This window comes from Sphingomonas sp. SRS2, from assembly GCF_000971055.1.
Taxonomy (GTDB): Bacteria; Pseudomonadota; Alphaproteobacteria; order Sphingomonadales; family Sphingomonadaceae; genus Rhizorhabdus.
This window is the reverse complement of the sequence record NZ_LARW01000126.1, coordinates 1-15,299: the sequence shown is the minus strand read 5'-3', so window position 1 is coordinate 15,299 and position 15,299 is coordinate 1. Positions and strand designations below refer to the sequence as shown.

14 protein-coding genes are annotated in these 15,299 nt (G+C 60.0%); 13 read left to right on the top strand and 1 reads right to left on the bottom strand.

The features are described 5' to 3' along the window. Nucleotides 1–82: 82 nt before the first annotated feature. The 7 genes from WP12_RS20055 to cofC all read left to right on the top strand — a co-directional run bounded on the left by WP12_RS20055 (nucleotide 83) and on the right by cofC (nucleotide 9,561). Complete coding sequence (locus tag WP12_RS20055; protein ID WP_046195459.1) at nucleotides 83–2,731, top strand: TonB-dependent receptor; 2,649 nt, start codon at nucleotides 83–85, stop codon at nucleotides 2,729–2,731. Nucleotides 2,732–2,867: 136 nt separating this feature from the next. Beyond that, a complete protein-coding gene (locus WP12_RS20050) occupies nucleotides 2,868–3,797 on the top strand; it encodes a TIGR03619 family F420-dependent LLM class oxidoreductase (RefSeq protein WP_046195458.1) in 930 nt (309 codons plus the stop codon). A 508-nt stretch (nucleotides 3,798–4,305) separates the two neighbouring features. Further along, nucleotides 4,306–6,657, top strand: coding sequence for a 5-amino-6-(D-ribitylamino)uracil--L-tyrosine 4-hydroxyphenyl transferase CofH (gene cofH / locus WP12_RS20045; RefSeq protein WP_046195461.1), 2,352 nt, complete (start codon nucleotides 4,306–4,308; stop codon nucleotides 6,655–6,657). Nucleotide 6,658: 1 nt separating this feature from the next. Continuing rightward, nucleotides 6,659–7,318 (top strand): NADPH-dependent F420 reductase, encoded by a 660-nt coding sequence (gene npdG / locus WP12_RS20040; protein WP_046195457.1) that lies wholly within the window; start codon nucleotides 6,659–6,661, stop codon nucleotides 7,316–7,318. 16 nt (nucleotides 7,319–7,334) lie between these two features. Beyond that, a complete protein-coding gene (gene cofE / locus WP12_RS20035) occupies nucleotides 7,335–8,093 on the top strand; it encodes a coenzyme F420-0:L-glutamate ligase (RefSeq protein ID WP_046195456.1) in 759 nt (252 codons plus the stop codon). Next, the gene (cofD, locus tag WP12_RS20030) at nucleotides 8,090–9,013 is read left to right on the top strand and encodes a 2-phospho-L-lactate transferase (RefSeq protein ID WP_046195455.1); all 924 of its coding nucleotides are present in this window, start codon (nucleotides 8,090–8,092) and stop codon (nucleotides 9,011–9,013) included. Before cofE ends, cofD begins: the two co-directional genes overlap by 4 nt. Beyond that, a complete protein-coding gene (gene cofC / locus WP12_RS20025) occupies nucleotides 9,010–9,561 on the top strand; it encodes a 2-phospho-L-lactate guanylyltransferase (protein WP_046195454.1) in 552 nt (183 codons plus the stop codon). The genes cofD and cofC overlap by 4 nt, the downstream gene beginning before the upstream one ends. Before the next feature lie 399 nt (nucleotides 9,562–9,960). Here cofC and WP12_RS20020 read toward each other — a convergent pair whose 3' ends face one another. Continuing rightward, on the bottom strand, nucleotides 9,961–10,773 hold the full coding sequence (locus tag WP12_RS20020; protein WP_046195453.1) for an IS5 family transposase: 813 nt from the start codon (nucleotides 10,771–10,773) through the stop codon (nucleotides 9,961–9,963). Nucleotides 10,774–11,557: 784 nt separating this feature from the next. Between WP12_RS20020 and WP12_RS20015 the strand changes: the two genes are divergently transcribed. The 6 genes from WP12_RS20015 to WP12_RS25990 are packed head-to-tail and all read left to right on the top strand — an operon-like array spanning nucleotide 11,558 to nucleotide 15,257. Beyond that, the gene (locus WP12_RS20015) at nucleotides 11,558–11,815 is read left to right on the top strand and encodes a phenol hydroxylase subunit (RefSeq protein ID WP_046195452.1); all 258 of its coding nucleotides are present in this window, start codon (nucleotides 11,558–11,560) and stop codon (nucleotides 11,813–11,815) included. Nucleotides 11,816–11,820: 5 nt separating this feature from the next. After that, nucleotides 11,821–12,813 carry an aromatic/alkene monooxygenase hydroxylase subunit beta gene (locus tag WP12_RS20010; protein ID WP_046195451.1) on the top strand — a complete coding sequence of 331 codons (993 nt, stop codon included), beginning with the start codon at nucleotides 11,821–11,823 and terminating at the stop codon, nucleotides 12,811–12,813. Next, nucleotides 12,810–13,094, top strand: a complete 285-nt coding sequence (locus WP12_RS20005; RefSeq protein WP_046195450.1) for an MmoB/DmpM family protein — start codon at nucleotides 12,810–12,812, stop codon at nucleotides 13,092–13,094. The genes WP12_RS20010 and WP12_RS20005 overlap by 4 nt, the downstream gene beginning before the upstream one ends. A gap of 21 nt (nucleotides 13,095–13,115) precedes the next feature. After that, nucleotides 13,116–14,669 carry a YHS domain-containing protein gene (locus WP12_RS20000; RefSeq protein WP_046195449.1) on the top strand — a complete coding sequence of 518 codons (1,554 nt, stop codon included), beginning with the start codon at nucleotides 13,116–13,118 and terminating at the stop codon, nucleotides 14,667–14,669. Nucleotides 14,670–14,688: 19 nt separating this feature from the next. Then, nucleotides 14,689–15,048 (top strand): phenol hydroxylase subunit P4, encoded by a 360-nt coding sequence (locus tag WP12_RS19995; protein WP_046195448.1) that lies wholly within the window; start codon nucleotides 14,689–14,691, stop codon nucleotides 15,046–15,048. Continuing rightward, nucleotides 15,048–15,257, top strand: coding sequence for a 2Fe-2S iron-sulfur cluster-binding protein (locus tag WP12_RS25990; protein WP_046195447.1), 210 nt, complete (start codon nucleotides 15,048–15,050; stop codon nucleotides 15,255–15,257). The genes WP12_RS19995 and WP12_RS25990 overlap by 1 nt, the downstream gene beginning before the upstream one ends. The last annotated feature ends 42 nt before the right edge of the window (nucleotides 15,258–15,299 follow it).

The following is a 15,299-nucleotide window of genomic DNA, read 5'->3' as shown; positions in this document are numbered from 1 at the left end:
GTGCCCTGGGGTGATCGACCGAAAGCGTATGTTCGCTTCAGAGAGATAATGGGCATCAGATAAAAATAGGAGAGGGGTATCAATGAGAAACAGTTCAATTTTGCTCGCCGCCGTAGCAAGCACGGTAATAGCTATATCTTGCGCGCCGGCTTGGGCGCAAACGGAGACTGACGACGGGGATGAGATTGTCGTCACAGCCAATAAGCGCACGGAGAATATAAATAAGGTTGGCTTGTCAGTGACTGCTGTTTCGGGAAGCGTGCTCACCGAGCGCAGAGTGACATCGCTCGAAGATATCGGTTCGATCGCGCCGGGCCTTGTTTATACCCCTTCCACCAACAATACTCCGATCTTCACCCTGCGCGGCGTCGGCTTCAACGAAAGCTCGCTTGGTGTTTATCCGGCGGTCAGCGTCTATGTCGATCAGATCCCGCTCCCCTTCCCGGTAATGGCCAGCCATGCCGCGTTCGATCTGGAGCGGGTGGAGGTGTTGAAGGGGCCGCAAGGCACCTTGTTCGGTCAGAACTCCACCGGCGGCGCGATCAACTATATCGCCGCCAAGCCAACCGAAACGTGGCAGGCGGGCGGCGATATCAGCTATGGGCGGTTCAACCAGATTGACGGGAATGCGTTTATCAGCGGCCCGATTTCGGAGAATGCTGGCGTCCGCCTGGCTATGACCGGCCTTAACTCCGACGACTGGCAGAAGAGCTATACGCGCGACGATACAAACGGCGGACAATCCTATATCGCAGGACGCCTGACGCTAGATTTCAAACCAACTGATACGATCGATCTTTCGTTCAACGTTAATGGCTGGCGTGACACGTCGCAGCCGCAAGCCCAGCAATTGATCGCGGTGCATGAGCAGGACGGACAAGGCGGCAGCAAGGCGTTGAATGCACCCGCCCTCAATGACCCACTGCGCAACAGTTATTCGCCTCCCTTTGGTGGCGGCGCATCGGCTGAAATTACATACCCATTCCCGACCAGCTACACCGCGCGGGTTGCTGACTGGACCAGGCGGGCGCTGGATCCCAATACTTCACCCTCCGCACCGTCCGGCGCCCCATTTGCCCCACCAGACGGCGTGCTGGGTTCGTCCGATCCGGCATTGGCCAGCACGACGAGTTTCGATCCGTTCAGCGATCGCAAATTCTGGCAGGCGGCACTGCGCGCGGATGTGAAGCTGGGAGGCGGCATCGCGCTGACGTCGTTGTCCTCCTACGCAGACTACAAGCAGAATCAGGCGACCGACGGCGACGGTATGGCGATTGTTGGTTTCGACCTTCAGTCAAGCACCGGCAGGATCAAGTCATTCAATCAGGAATTGCGACTGGCCAATGATCCAACCAACCGATTGCGTTGGGTGGTCGGGGCGAATTACGAAAACAGCAAGACACTAGAAAATCAGCTACTTCGATATTTCGCCAATCCGCAATTCTCAGCGGCCAAAGGCTATATTAACGCCAGCGGAGACATTTTATCGCAAGGCATTGAGAACTATGCATTTTTTACCAGTGTCGAGTATAATGTAACCGACAGCCTGACTCTGAAGGCAGCTGGGCGCTATACCAATTCAACGATCCATGCGGTCAATGCAGCCTATACATTGGTCAACGGGAATGTGAATAAACTATTCAATTTCCTGGGCGGACCGTTTTTGGGTGGTAACAGCTTTGCCCCTATCGGACCGGGCGACAGCTATACGCTGAATGGTGATCCGGCCAATGTTGCGACCTTGCCCAAGGGATTGACCATCAACAGCCCGGTCACCGCCAACGGCTTTCTCAATCTGGGTATTCCCGGTATCCCGCTCGACGCGACGTTGAAGGAGGACAATCTGTCCTGGCGGTTCGGGATAGATTACCGGGCGACCGACGATATCCTGCTCTATGCGAATGTTTCGCGCGGCTACAAGGCAGGCAGTTTTCCTACCCTGGCCGCCGCATCTTATGTTTCCGGCCTGCCTGTCACCCAGGAACGGGTGACCAACTATGAAGCGGGCGTAAAGGCGACTTTATTCGACCGCAAGGTTCAGGTAAACGCGGCCGGCTTCTATATGGATTATCGTAACAAGCAGGTCCGCGGCAAGATTTATGATCTTGTGTTTGGGACACTTGATACGCTGGCCAACGTACCCAGGTCACGCATCTGGGGCGTCGAGGGCGATGTCACTGTTCGTCCAGTCGATGGTCTGACGATCAACGGTGCGGTGACCTATCTCAACAGCAAGGTCCTGGATTTCGTAAGCTTCGACATTTTTGGCGGGGTGGATAACCCTAACTTCGATCCGGCGGGCGTCAATACCGAGGACCTTAGCGGCAACGTCCTACCCTACACGCCAAAATGGTCCGGTTCGGTCAATGTCGATTACCGGCACGAACTGGGCAATGGCGGGGCTCCGTTTGTCGGGTTCACTGTCAACGCAAAATCCGGTCAGGATGCGGCTATCGGTGGTAGCAGCGCCACCCTGCCTGTAATGCCCGGCAATCGGTTTCGGATCGCACCCGGCGTTGGGCCTCATCCTTATACAATTGACGGTTATGCTACGGTCGATGCGCGACTGGGGTATGAGGCCGCCGACGGCCAGTGGAAAGTGATGGTCTGGGGCAAGAACATCTTCGACAAATATTACTGGACCGCCGTCATTCCATCAAACGATTCTTCGGCGCGGCTTGCAGGTCGTCCGGCTACTTATGGTGTGACCTTCGGATTTAAATTTCACTGATTGGCTTGTTGAGGATCCCGTTTCGCGAATATGTTTCCTTAGCGAAACGCGATCCAAGACTATATGATCTGACTAAAAATTGTCCTGCTCACCTGCCCGAGCTGAACGGAAAAGATAATAAAGAGGAGTATTCTGAATGGCTCTGAAAACGATATTGCTGATGGACGAGAACTGGGAAATCTATTCCGGTCGGGATATTCCTCAAATTGTCAGTGCCGCAAAGACCGCGGAAGATGCGGGCATCAATTATGTCGCGTTGAGCGAGCATATCGTCATGGGTCCGTCATGCGGGTCCAAGGGGCATAAACTCAACCCCCGTGAATTCCATATGCCAGGAAACCAAAGCCCGCTGACTCCGCATCCCAGTTCACTGATGCTGCTAGCAGCGATGGCAGCAATTACGACTCGCATCAAAGTGATGGCTTTCGCAGTAATCCCACCGCTCCATCACCCCCTGTCCATGGCCAAACAACTCGCGACGCTCGACCTGTTTTCGCAGGGCCGCTTCGCGGTTACGCCCACCGTTGGCTGGCAGGAAGAAGAATATCGTGCACTGGGCGTTCCTTTCAACAAGCGCGGAAAAATGCTCGATGAACATCTCGAGATCTGGCACAAGCTGTGGGCGGAAGGTTCTACCTCCCATTCAGGGGAGCATTACAGCTTCGATGAGATATATTTCGAGCCGAAGCCCTGGCGTCCTGACGGGCCCGAGATTTGGGTCGCAGGCGACAAATTGCACCCCGCAGCGCTGCGCCGCATTGTGAAATATGGTAATGCTTTCGCACCGCTTAGCATGCTTTCACATGACGATATGGCGCAGATCAACAATGCGATGATCGACGCGGAGAGAGACCCAAAAACGCTTGATTTTATAGGGTTTATTCACGGAGACTTCAGATCGCCAACAGGCCCGGCCGACATTGATCAGGCTCTCAGGGCCGTATCCGAGCAGGTTGAGCATGGCTCGACCACCTTCCTGTTCAAGCCAGACCAATTTATCGACTCACCCGATCAGTTGGAAGATTTATGTCGCTATGTCGTTGCCCACCTGAAGGCGGCGAGCTGACTGGATTGCCCTGTCGCACGGAGCGACCGGAATGATGGATCGGGATTAATGGTGAAAGTGCGCGGAATGCGATTCGTCAACGAACACTCTTACCAACCCCCCATTTGGCAAAGGACTTGCGAGACGACCGAAATGCGGTCATTTAGTCATCCTGCCCAGGCCGCGAATGTTCATCAGGTATTGATGAGCGCATTTCTTGGAGGCGCCAGGAGCGACGGGGCTGGGCGTGCTGGCATCCTGCCCTGCTCAAGTGGCTATATGAGTAGGCTTTCGATCACAAATACTGTTTTTCAGGTCGGCGCGTCTGGAGGAATTCGGCGAGAAGCGTCGTTTCATTGGCAAGTGAATTCTTTCCATTGGTGCCCGATGTTCGACCATAGGGTGGGCGATACTTGCCGACCAAAGGTCGTAAACGGTTCAAACAATTCTGGAGCGCCTTTCGATGTCCACCGACATACCGTTTGAGCCGCTCACTTTCGACCCACAGCATGTCTCGGAAAACGTCTGCATGGTGCCGTCGATGCACGCTCATGTCGGCGAGAACGAAGACGTCCACGCATTCGATTCATTGTCCAAGTCATTGGGTAATCTGGCTCTGCCGCGCTTGATTGCCCAAGCCGAGGAAATGACGTTGGCGGCAACGAGCGGCGTCGTCACTTATTCGCGCAAGGTGTTCATTCCGCTGACACAACTTTGCCGGGATGTATGCCATTACTGCACCTTTGCGAGCACGCCGAAGAAGATCGGCCCGGCCTATCTATCGCGCGGCGAGGTGCTGGCGATTGCACGCGCGGGGGTGGCGGCGGGATGCCGGGAAGCGCTGTTCACGCTGGGGGATCGTCCGGAGGATCGCTACGACGCGGCGCGTAAGGCGCTGGCTCGCCTGGGCCACCCGAGCACCCTGTCCTATCTGCGAGAGATGGCCCAGGCCGTGCTGGGGGAAACCGGGTTGCTGCCGCATCTCAACCCCGGGCTGATGGATGATGCCGACTACGTCGCGCTGCGTCCGGTGTCGGCCTCGATGGGGCTGATGCTCGAGACGGCATCGGATCGGTTATCAGCCAAAGGCGGCCCGCACCACGGCTCGCCCGACAAGCTGCCGACAGCGCGGCTGACGGCAATCGCAGCGGCGGGCAGGGCTGGCGTGCCGTTCACCACCGGACTGCTGATCGGGATCGGCGAGACGCGCGTCGAGCGGATCGAGGCATTGGTCGCGATCCGCGACCTGCATCGCGAGTACGGACACATCCAGGAAGTCATTATCCAGAACTTTCGCGCCAAGCCCGGCACGCGCATGGCCAGTCATCCCGAGCCGTCGCTGGAGGAGCATCTCTGGACGATCGCGGTTGCCCGGCTGATCCTGGGGCCGCAGATGACCATCCAGGCGCCGCCCAACCTCCACCGGCCCGAGGAGCTGGCGGCGCTGTTGCGCGCGGGCGTGAACGACTGGGGCGGGGTCTCCCCGGTGACCCCCGACCATGTGAACCCCGAGGCGCCGTGGCCGCATCTCGATGCGCTGGAGGCGGCGACCGCCGCCGCCGGGCGGGTGCTACGTGAGCGGCTGGCGATCGGCCCCGCCTTCGCCCGCGACCCCGATCGCTGGCTCGATCCGGCGCTGGCGAGGGTAGTGCGCCGTTCGGTCGATGCGCGCGGGCTGCCGGTCGTCGATGACTGGCATCCCGGGACGGGCGAGCCGATGCCAGTGGAGCGCGTCTCGGGTACAACCGTCCGCTCCGATAGCCTGCGCGCTATCCTGGACCGCGCGACGGCAGGCGATCGCCTCGCCCCCAGCGACATCGTGCGGCTGTTCGAGGCCGACGGGCCGGATGTCGCACTGGTCGCCGATGCTGCTGACGCGCTGCGGCGTGAGGTCGCAGGCGAGGCGGTGACGTTCGTCGTCAACCGCAACATCAACTACACCAATATCTGCCTCTATAAATGCGGCTTCTGCGCCTTCTCCAAGGGCAGCACCAGAGCTGAGCGCGGACCGGCCTATCGCCTGGACTTGGCGGAGGTGGGACGGCGTGCGGCCGAGGCGGTCGAGCGCAGCGCGACCGAGGTGTGCCTGCAGGGTGGCATTCACCCCGATTATGACGGCAATACCTATCTCGACGTGCTCCGCGCCGTGCGGGAAGCCGCCCCCTCGATCCACATCCACGCCTTCTCGCCGTTGGAGGTGACGCATGGCGCCATGACGCTCGGCCTGCCACTGGAGAATTATCTGACGCGGCTGAAGCAGGCCGGACTCTCCACCCTGCCCGGCACCGCCGCCGAGATCCTCGACGACGAGGTTCGGGCGCTTATCTGTCCGGACAAGGTCAATACCAATGAGTGGCTGGAGGTGATGCGCACCGCCCACCGCGTCGGCCTGCGCACGACCGCGACCATCATGTTCGGCCATGTCGACCGCTACGAGCATTGGGCGCGCCACCTGCTGCTCGTCCGCGATCTGCAGGAGGAGACGGGCGGCTTCACCGAGTTCGTGCCGCTGCCTTTCGTCCACATGGAGGCGCCGATCTGGCGCAAGGGCGGGTCTCGCTCCGGCCCCAGCGCGCGTGAAACACTGTTGATGCACGCGGTCGCGCGGCTGGTACTCAACCCGCTGATCCCCAACATCCAGGCGAGCTGGGTCAAGCTCGGGGGCGACGGCGCGGTCGCGGCGCTCCGGGCTGGCGCCAACGATCTGGGCGGCACGCTGATGGACGAATCGATCACGCGGGCGGCGGGAGGACAGAACGGGCAGCTCTGCGATCCCGCGCGGATGGCGTCGCTGGCTGCGCTGGCCGGACGCCACGCCCGCCAGCGCACGACCCTCTACACGACCACCCAGACCGATACACTGATCCTTGCAGGAGAATAGAATGACCGATCCCAAGAGTGTTGCCGTTGTCGGCGGCACCGGCAATCTCGGCGCCGCGATCGCGCGGCGGCTGGCGAAGGCGGGGCGCCGCGTCGTCATCGGTTCGCGTTCGTCGGAGAGCGCCGGGAAGGCGGCGGCCGAGCTGGGGTTCGGGCTGACGGGAGCTGCCAATGCCGACGCGGCCGCCGCCTGCGACATCATCATCGTCACCGTGCCGTTCGCGGCGCAAGGAGCGACGCTGGCCGGGATCGCGCCGCATGTCGCGAGCAAGATCGTCGTCGACACCACCGTGCCGCTGGTGCCGCCCAGGGTGATGCGCGTCCAGCTTCCGGCCGAGGGCAGCGCCGCCGTGCGCGCGCAGGCGCTGCTGGGCGCGGGTGTGACGCTGGTTTCCGCCTTTCACAATGTCGCTGCGCACACGCTCATCACCGACGAGGATGTCGATTGCGACGTGCTGGTGTTCGGCGACGACAAGGCCGCGCGCGCCGAGGTGATCGGTCTGGCGCTACAGATGGGCCTGCGCGGGCTGCACGGCGGCGCGCTCGTCAATGCCGCTGCTGCCGAGGCGCTGACCTCGGTCCTCATCTTCCTCAACAAAGCCTATCAGGTCGACGGCGCGGGGATCCGGATCACCGGCACGCTGATCGATCCGACAGATTGAGGGCCATCCCCGCACTATGATCCAGATATTCCCCTTGGACGGCGTCGGTGAGATCGAGCCGGGCGCCGATCTTGCCGGCGTCCTTGCGGCGACGACGCGGGCGGCCGGGATTGTCCCGGGCGTGGCCGACATCCTGGTTGTCACACAGAAGATCGTCTCGAAGGCGGAGGGGCGCTTTGTCGATCTGGCAGACGTAACGCCCCGCGCGCGGGCGCTGGAGCTGGCGGAGATTACCCGCAAGGATGCCCGCCTGGTCGAGCTGGTGCTGGCGGAGAGCGTCGCTGTGGTTCGCGCCGCTCCCAATGTGCTGATCACGCGCCACCGCTCGGGGCTCGTGATGGCCAATGCGGGGATCGATCGATCCAATCTGGGGCCGGGACGCGACGATGCTGTCCTGCTGTTGCCCCTCGACGCCGATGCCTCGGCGGAGCGGCTGCGCGGGGCGCTCGCGGCGCTCTGGCCGCAGGTGCCGGGTGTTCTCATCTCGGACAGCTTTGGCCGTCCCTGGCGCTACGGCGTCGTCAATGTGGCGATCGGGGCGAGCGGACTGCCCGCGCTGATCGACCGGCGCGGCGAACTGGATCGCGACGGGCGAAGGCTGGAAGTTACCCAGGTCGCGCTCGCCGACATGATCGCGAGCGCCGCCGGCCTCGCGACGGGCGAGGGTGCGGAGAGCATACCCGCCGTGATCGTGCGCGGGGTTCTAGCGACGCAAGCGCCCGAGGCGCCCGCAACGGCGCTCGTCCGTCCGCTCGCCGAGGATCTGTTCCAGTGAGCGTAGTGGTGCTGACCGGCGGCGTCGGCGGTGCCAAGCTGGTGCTTGGCCTGATCCACGCCTTGCCACCCGGCGAGGTGACGGCGATCGTCAATACCGGCGACGACTTCACCCATCTCGGCCTCGCCATATCCCCCGATATCGACACATTGCTCTACACCCTGGCCGGCAAGGCCAATGCCGCGCAGGGCTGGGGCCGCGAGGGCGAGACATGGAGCTTCCTGGCGGCGCTGCGCTCGCTCGGCGGCGAAGACTGGTTCGCGCTCGGCGACGGCGACCTTGCGCTACATGTACTGCGGACGGCGCGGTGTGCGGCGGGCGAGCCATTGTCGGCGATCATAGCGGATTTTGCGCGGGCCTGGGGGATAGGCGCGGCAATTTTGCCAATGAGCGACGATCCGGTGGCGACTGTCGTCGAGACCGGGGAAGGCCCGCTCGCCTTCCAGCGCTATTTTGTCGAGCGCCGCAGCGAGCCTGCGGTGCAGTCAGTCCGGTTCGAGGGGGCGGGGACCGCGCGTCCGGCGTCCGGTGTGATCGAGGCAATCCATGCGGCCGATGCTATCCTGATCGCCCCGTCCAATCCGTTCCTGAGCATCGATCCGCTGCTGGCGGTGCCCGCCCTTCGCGCGGCATTGGGCGAAGCGCACGCGCCGGTCGTGGCGGTCTCGCCAATCATCGGTGGCGCGGCGGTCAAGGGGCCGACCGCAAAACTCATGCGCGAGCTGGGTCAGGAGGTGAGCAATGCTAGCATTGCCGCTCACTATCACGGCCTGATCGATGGCTTGGTCATCCATAGCGGCGACGACGCCCCGGAGAGTGTCGAACTCGCGCATACGGACACGATGATGCGCGATGAACAAGACAAGGTCCGCGTCGCAGAGATGGCGCTGATGCTGGCGAGGTCGATCGCATCGCGATGATTTGGACCGCGATCGTTCCGCTGAAACTGCGCGCACAGAGAAAGTCGCGTCTTGCTCCCCGTCTGTCCTCGCATGAGCGCCAAACGCTCAGTGACCGCATGGTAGCGCGGGTCCTCGCTACATTGGAAGAGGCCCGCGTTCCAGCGTGGGTGTTGTCACCGGTCCCGTGGGTTGGCTTGCCATGGGAGCCGGATCATGGAGCGGGGCTGAACGCCGAGTTGAACCGGGTGCGGACGAAGCTCGGCGGTGTGCCCCTGCTGGTCATTAGCGGCGACCTGCCTCTGTTGACCGCCGGCGACGTCCGTTTGCTCCTCGCCCGTGCCGAGGTGCAAGGCGTTGCCATCGCGCCCGACCGGCATGGCCAGGGCACGAACGCGATCGCCCTGCGCGATGCCCGGCCGTTTGCCTTTGCGTTCGGCACAGGAAGCTTCGCCCGGCATCTCGCCGCATCCCAAGGTGCGGCAATCGTCCGCGATCGTCCCGGCCTTGCCCTCGATATCGATACGGCTGCCGATCTCGACGAAGTATGTCGCCTCGGGTGGTGGTGATCGTCACCCTTGACCGTCCGGTTGGTCGGTATCGGCTACGAGCATAGATGGCCAATACGGCTTTGTTGGGAGACCAATCTTTGATGGACTTGCCCCATTAAAACGGAGCGGCACTGGCTCAGCTGGCAGATGTTCTTTCGAACTGGGCGGACTAACGTAGTTTAGCACTAGAGCAGAATCCGATCATTCTGGCTCATATCCGGCAGCGGTGAAGTAGTTGACACATTCGCTGGGAGTGAAGCGCGGCAAAACGACGCGTCCGCATCAGGAGCGCGCTTGCGAACAACCTCAGCTCAATCTGGGATCTGACGGGCATTTGCCCCACCAGATTCGTTGGCCACCTTCGCGCGCAGAGATAAAAGTATCTTTCAAAGACACATTAAGAGTCCATCCGAGAATTCATGCTGCTCGTCCGAGGCGCCGGACGAGCAGCATGATGGAGGCGGCATAGAGGAAGGCTCTGGCGGAGTTGATGGTGGCTTCGACGTCTTTGGCGAGGCGTCGGTTGCGATTGATCCAGGCGAAGAAGCGCTCGACCACCCAGCGTCGTGGGAGGACGACGAAGCCGACCTGATTGGCGATTTTCCGCACGATTTCGACGGTGATGCTGGTGGCGGTGCGGACGCGCTCATGATCATAGGCGCTGTCGGCGAAGAGTTTCTCGATGAAGGGAAAGAAGGGTCGCGACGCCTGCAGCACCGGTCCGGCGGCATCGCGGTCCTGCACGTCGGCAAGGTGAGGTTCGAGCAACAGGCCGCGTCCATCGGTATCGACCAGGGCGTGGCGCTTGCGACCCTTGATCTTCTTGCCGGCGTCATAGCCCCGTGGTCCGCCGCTCTCGGTCGTCTTCACGCTTTGACTGTCGATGATCGCCGCGGACGGACAGGCTTCGCGACCGACGCGCTCCCTGTCGGCGATGACAAGCGCATGGTTGATTTGTTCGAACAGGCAGGTGTCACGAAATACCGAGAACCAGTGGAAAACCGTGCTCCGTGGCGGAAACTCGCGCGGTAGAAGACTCCAGGCGACGCCGCCGCGCAGGACATAGAAGATCGCGTTCACAATCTCGCGCATGCTCCATTTATGCGGCCGGCCTCGCATCGGCGAGCCGGGCAAATACGGCGCGATGATTGCCCACTCCTCATCCGTCAAATCCGTTTCATATCGCAGATTCTTGCGGCTATGCTGCCGCCGGGTGGCCGGGGTCCACATGGTAGCTCCAGATCAGGTGTCGCAACCCTCTGGAATCACAGCAATCCCGGTCACTCAACCCTTTCTCGGATGGGCTCTAAGGCCGATAAAACTGCTCCACGGTTGTCCTCCATCTGATGCTGGGCCCGGTCACAATCGTGAGCCCGTATTTCATCTTATCGGGGGGCAACCAACCTTCCAACACATCGCATCCGCGCCGGTGTTACCGACCCCGCGATCACCCTATGTAATTACTTCATCTTGGGCACGGGTGTAGAAAGATCGTGCGCTAGATCATCTCGGATTTCAAATCCTTGAAGAACGTTTCGACCATCGCGTTATCATAATAATTTCCCTTTCCGACATTGATGTCTTCACGCTTTGGCGGTGTAGTTCGGCTGGATGGTCTATAGAACGATATTGGCTACAGCGGTCGTAATGATGGTTAGCCCTTTAGGCTGGCGCCGCATTGCGAGAGATTTATCCAGAGAGCGGAGATACAAAGGGGGTGATGCAGCGGATCGCCCCCATTCGAGCGCGGGCGGCCCCTGCCCCTGACATTGATCGATTGGGTCAGACATGCAGAACGATCGATGATCTGCAGGACAATTTTGTCATCTCAACGAAGGTTTGCACAAATTTGGGTTGGTGCGCCGAGGCAAAACGCGCGGACTCCTTCTCACCCACTTTGGCACGAAGTTTGCTTATCATTTAAGCGAGAACGTAACCGCTGATCGGTTGGGTGAGAGAACAAGGATGCCGATGCCGGATTTCATCTTGGCTTCAGCGGGAGAGGAGTGATCAAATGACGCTGCAAGAATGGGATGCAGTCGAGCTGCTGGCGGCGAAGTATTTCCGGGTAACCCGGCGGCGCGAAAATGGAATGGTAGAGTTCGACTTCGCGATAGGTGAGCCGGAGCTTTTCGCCGAGCTGGTATTGCCTCAATCCGCTTTCGAAGAATTCTGCCGTATCAATTCAGTCATCGACGTGGCGGAGCACCCGTCCATGCATACTGGTCATACCGTGAGACTCAGCCAAGTGCGCTTAGGTCAGAAGGGATAGATCTTATGCAGTTGGACCTTCGTACCGTGTCGATAAAGCCGATGCGGCAGGCTTTCGGGCATATTTGCCGGCGGATCGGTGATGGAAAGTCGGCTTCGCGCTATCAGGAGGGTACACTCGATCTCCAGCCCATGGCGCAGCAGCATTACCGTCCGCTATGGGATCCCGAGCACAGCTATTTTGACGAGCGGCGCACCGCCATTGCCATGGCGGACTGGTATGCGTTCAAGGATCCTCGGCAGTATTATTACGGAAGCTACGTGACCGCCCGTGCGCGACAACAGGACGCGGCCGAAAATGCCTTCGGTTTCGTCGAAAGCCGCGGTCTTATACAGCTAATGCCTGCTGAAATGACCGCGCTGGCGCTGGAATTGCTGCTGCCGCTGCGTCATGTGGCCTGGGGCGCCAGCATGAACAATGATTTCGCCGCGGCCTATGGGTATGGGACAGCTATTACGCAGCCCGCGCTCTATGCAGCGATGGATCAGTTCGGCATTGCCCAGTTCATAACTCGCGCTGGACTGTTGTTGTCCGGCCCGGAAAGTCTCGATGCAGCGAAGGCCGCCTGGCTGGAATCGCCGATGTGGCAACCGCTACGCCGGGTGGTGGAGGATCTGTTCGTCGAGAAGGACTGGTTCGAAGTCCTCCTGGTACAGAATCTGGTACTGGATGGACTTCTTTTTCCGTTGATCTATCGCACGATCATCGACGATGTGATGGCAGCGAATGGCGGGTCGGCGGTCGCTATGCTTTCCCAGTTTCAGACCGAGTGGTCGATCGAGTCCGCAAAATGGATAGACGCGCAGGTTAAAGTCGCTGCCGCCGAAAGCGAAGTCAATGCACGGTTGATCCGCGGTTGGACCGAGAAATGGAAGGCGCGCGTCATACCGGCACTTCTGCCCTTGGCAGAGCGCGCTCTGGCAGACGGGGCCGACGAGACGCTTCAGGAACTGGTCGACAGCCTTGATGCACGTCTGACCAAGGTGATGCCGAAATGAGCGGTGAAGAATCCTTCGTGTTTCTGGCGTTGCAGGCGAATGATGACACACGCCCAGTGATCGAGGCGATCCTTGCCGACAATCCTCATGCCAAGTTGGACGAGCAGCCTGCGATGGTGCGCATTCATGCCAAGGGCAGCCTGCGCGTCCGGCGCGCGAGCATAGAGGAGCTTGTTGGCCGTCCCTTTGACCTGCAGGAACTGCACATCAACATGATCACCCTGTCCGGCCATATCGATGAAACCGATGATGCGCTGACTCTCAGTTGGGAGCGCCGCTAGGCGCCTGAAAGGAAATCAGAAATGGACATTGCCGTTTCGAGCAAGAAGCTTGGCCTCAAAGAGCGTTATGCGTTGATGACGCGCGGGCTAGGTTGGGAACCCAGCTATCAATCGATCGACGATATTTTTCCAATGGATACGTTCGAGGGGATTATGATCCATGACTGGGATGCGTGGGAGGATCCGTTCCGGCTGACGATGGATTCCTACTGGAAGTATCAGGCGGAAAAGGAGCGCAAGCTCTATGCAATCCTTGATGCTTTCGCACAGAGCAATGGTCATCTGACGGTCAGCGACCCCCGTTACATCAATACCGTGAAACTGTTCGCCGCCGGGCTGGCACCCCTGGAATATATGTCGCACCGCGGCTTTGCCCATGTGTCGCGCCAGTTTCGCGGTGTGGCGCCGCGCGTTGCCTGCATGATGCAGTCTCTTGACGAGTTGCGCCATGCTCAGACGCAGGTCCACGCTATCAGCAATTACAACCGCTATTACAATGGCATGGCGGAGTTCCGCCATTACCATGATCACCTGCCTTATCTGCAGGTGGCGCGCAGCTTTTTCGAGGATGCGGCGACCGGAGGCCCGTTCGAATTCGTGGTCGCGATCGGCTTTGCCTTCGAATATGTGCTGACCAATCTGGTTTTCGTGCCCTTCATTTCGGGCGCGGCCTATAATGGCGATATGGGCGCGATGACATTCGGCTTTTCGGCCCAGTCAGATGAAGCCCGCCACATGACGCTGGGCCTCGAGGTCATCAAGTTTATTCTTGAACAGGATCCGGCAAATGTGCCGATCATCCAGAAATGGCTCAACAAATGGACCTGGCGCGGGGTCCGCGTGATCACCCTTGTCGCGATGATGCAGGATTATATGCTGCCCAAGCGGGTGATGAGCTGGGCCGAGGCATGGGAAATCTATTTCGAGGAAAATTGCGGTGCGCTGTTCCGCGACCTTGCGCGCTACGGCATCGTCATGCCGCCCTGTGTCGACCAGATTCGCAAGGAAAGGGACCACCTGTCGCATATGGCGTGGTGCCAATTCTATCAGGCGCGCGGAACGCTCAATTTCCAGCCCTGGTTGCCGACGCCGGAGGAAATGGACTGGCTGTCCGCGAAATATCCCGACACGTTCGATCGCTATTATCGTCCGCGCTTTGAATATTGGGCGAAGCTGGAGGCGGAGGGCACACCGTTTGAATCCACCAGTGTGCCGATGCAGTGTCAGGTGTGTCAGATTCCGATGTTTTTTACCGAACCCGATGATCCGATGACCCTGGCCCAGCGGCACAGTCACTATAAGGACGAGCAATATCATTTCTGCTCCGACTATTGCCGCGAGATCTTTGATGATGAGCCGGAAAAATATATTCAGTCGCTGATCGGCGGGCATGAGGTGTTCAAGGGCAACGCCTTTGGACCTGATTGCGATCCAACAGCTGAGGGTTTCGACCCGGCGGCGGCGGTGCTCAATTTCTGGCGGATCAATCCGGATAGGGATAACGGTCACTTCTCAGGATCGGAAGACGAGACCAATTTCAACCTGTGGCGCGGCCTTGCCAAAACCAATAGCTGACGAGTCGAGGGAGAAGCCAGTGAGCGTGCGTGCGATCAGCGATTATGAGTTTGAACCTTCCGATAGCGAGGCAAAGTTCCACGGCGTCCGCATTGTTTATGCCGGGTGGAATGGGCATTTGATGTTCGCTTCGCCCTATGCTTGGCCGCTGGCGCCGGATATGCCGTTTGGAGACTTTCTGGCCGGTCCGCTGTCCGCAGCATTCCGAAGTCATCCAGACTGGGCAAAGATCGACTGGAACAAGGCGGTCTGGACCCGGAACGGCGAGCCTTTTGCTCCGGACTCCAAGGCGACAATCGCGGATAATGGCATCGTTCACAAGGATGCGCTTCGCTTTACGACACCGGGTCTCAACGGTATCGACGGTATGGGTATCTGATGTCATACACGCTGACAATCGAGACGACCGGTGACACGCTTGAAGTGGCCGAGGGGCAAACCATTCTGGATGCTTGCCTGCGTGCAGGCATATGGTTGCCACACGCCTGCTGCCACGGGCTGTGTGCGGATTCCGACGATCGCGCGCATGTATTCCGATCTGATGCCGCGCGGCGTTCCGACCTGATCGCGCGCAGGTGGATCATCTGATCGTTGGGTGAAGATGTCATTCCTGTTTGCAGTTGGTCAAGC

What these genes read in the sequence shown, in the direction of transcription:
- cofC (WP_046195454.1), top strand. Translation starts at nt 9,010, where the DNA reads ATGATTTGGACCGCGATCGTTCCGCTGAAACTGCGCGCACAGAGAAAG.
- WP12_RS20010 (WP_046195451.1), top strand. Translation starts at nt 11,821, where the DNA reads ATGCAGTTGGACCTTCGTACCGTGTCGATAAAGCCGATGCGGCAGGCT.
- npdG (WP_046195457.1), top strand. Translation starts at nt 6,659, where the DNA reads ATGACCGATCCCAAGAGTGTTGCCGTTGTCGGCGGCACCGGCAATCTC.
- WP12_RS20000 (WP_046195449.1), top strand. Translation starts at nt 13,116, where the DNA reads ATGGACATTGCCGTTTCGAGCAAGAAGCTTGGCCTCAAAGAGCGTTAT.
- WP12_RS20005 (WP_046195450.1), top strand. Translation starts at nt 12,810, where the DNA reads ATGAGCGGTGAAGAATCCTTCGTGTTTCTGGCGTTGCAGGCGAATGAT.
- WP12_RS25990 (WP_046195447.1), top strand. Translation starts at nt 15,048, where the DNA reads ATGTCATACACGCTGACAATCGAGACGACCGGTGACACGCTTGAAGTG.
- WP12_RS20055 (WP_046195459.1), top strand. Translation starts at nt 83, where the DNA reads ATGAGAAACAGTTCAATTTTGCTCGCCGCCGTAGCAAGCACGGTAATA.
- WP12_RS20015 (WP_046195452.1), top strand. Translation starts at nt 11,558, where the DNA reads ATGACGCTGCAAGAATGGGATGCAGTCGAGCTGCTGGCGGCGAAGTAT.
- WP12_RS20020 (WP_046195453.1), bottom strand. Translation starts at nt 10,773, where the DNA reads ATGTGGACCCCGGCCACCCGGCGGCAGCATAGCCGCAAGAATCTGCGA.
- WP12_RS20050 (WP_046195458.1), top strand. Translation starts at nt 2,868, where the DNA reads ATGGCTCTGAAAACGATATTGCTGATGGACGAGAACTGGGAAATCTAT.
- cofE (WP_046195456.1), top strand. Translation starts at nt 7,335, where the DNA reads ATGATCCAGATATTCCCCTTGGACGGCGTCGGTGAGATCGAGCCGGGC.
- cofH (WP_046195461.1), top strand. Translation starts at nt 4,306, where the DNA reads ATGGTGCCGTCGATGCACGCTCATGTCGGCGAGAACGAAGACGTCCAC.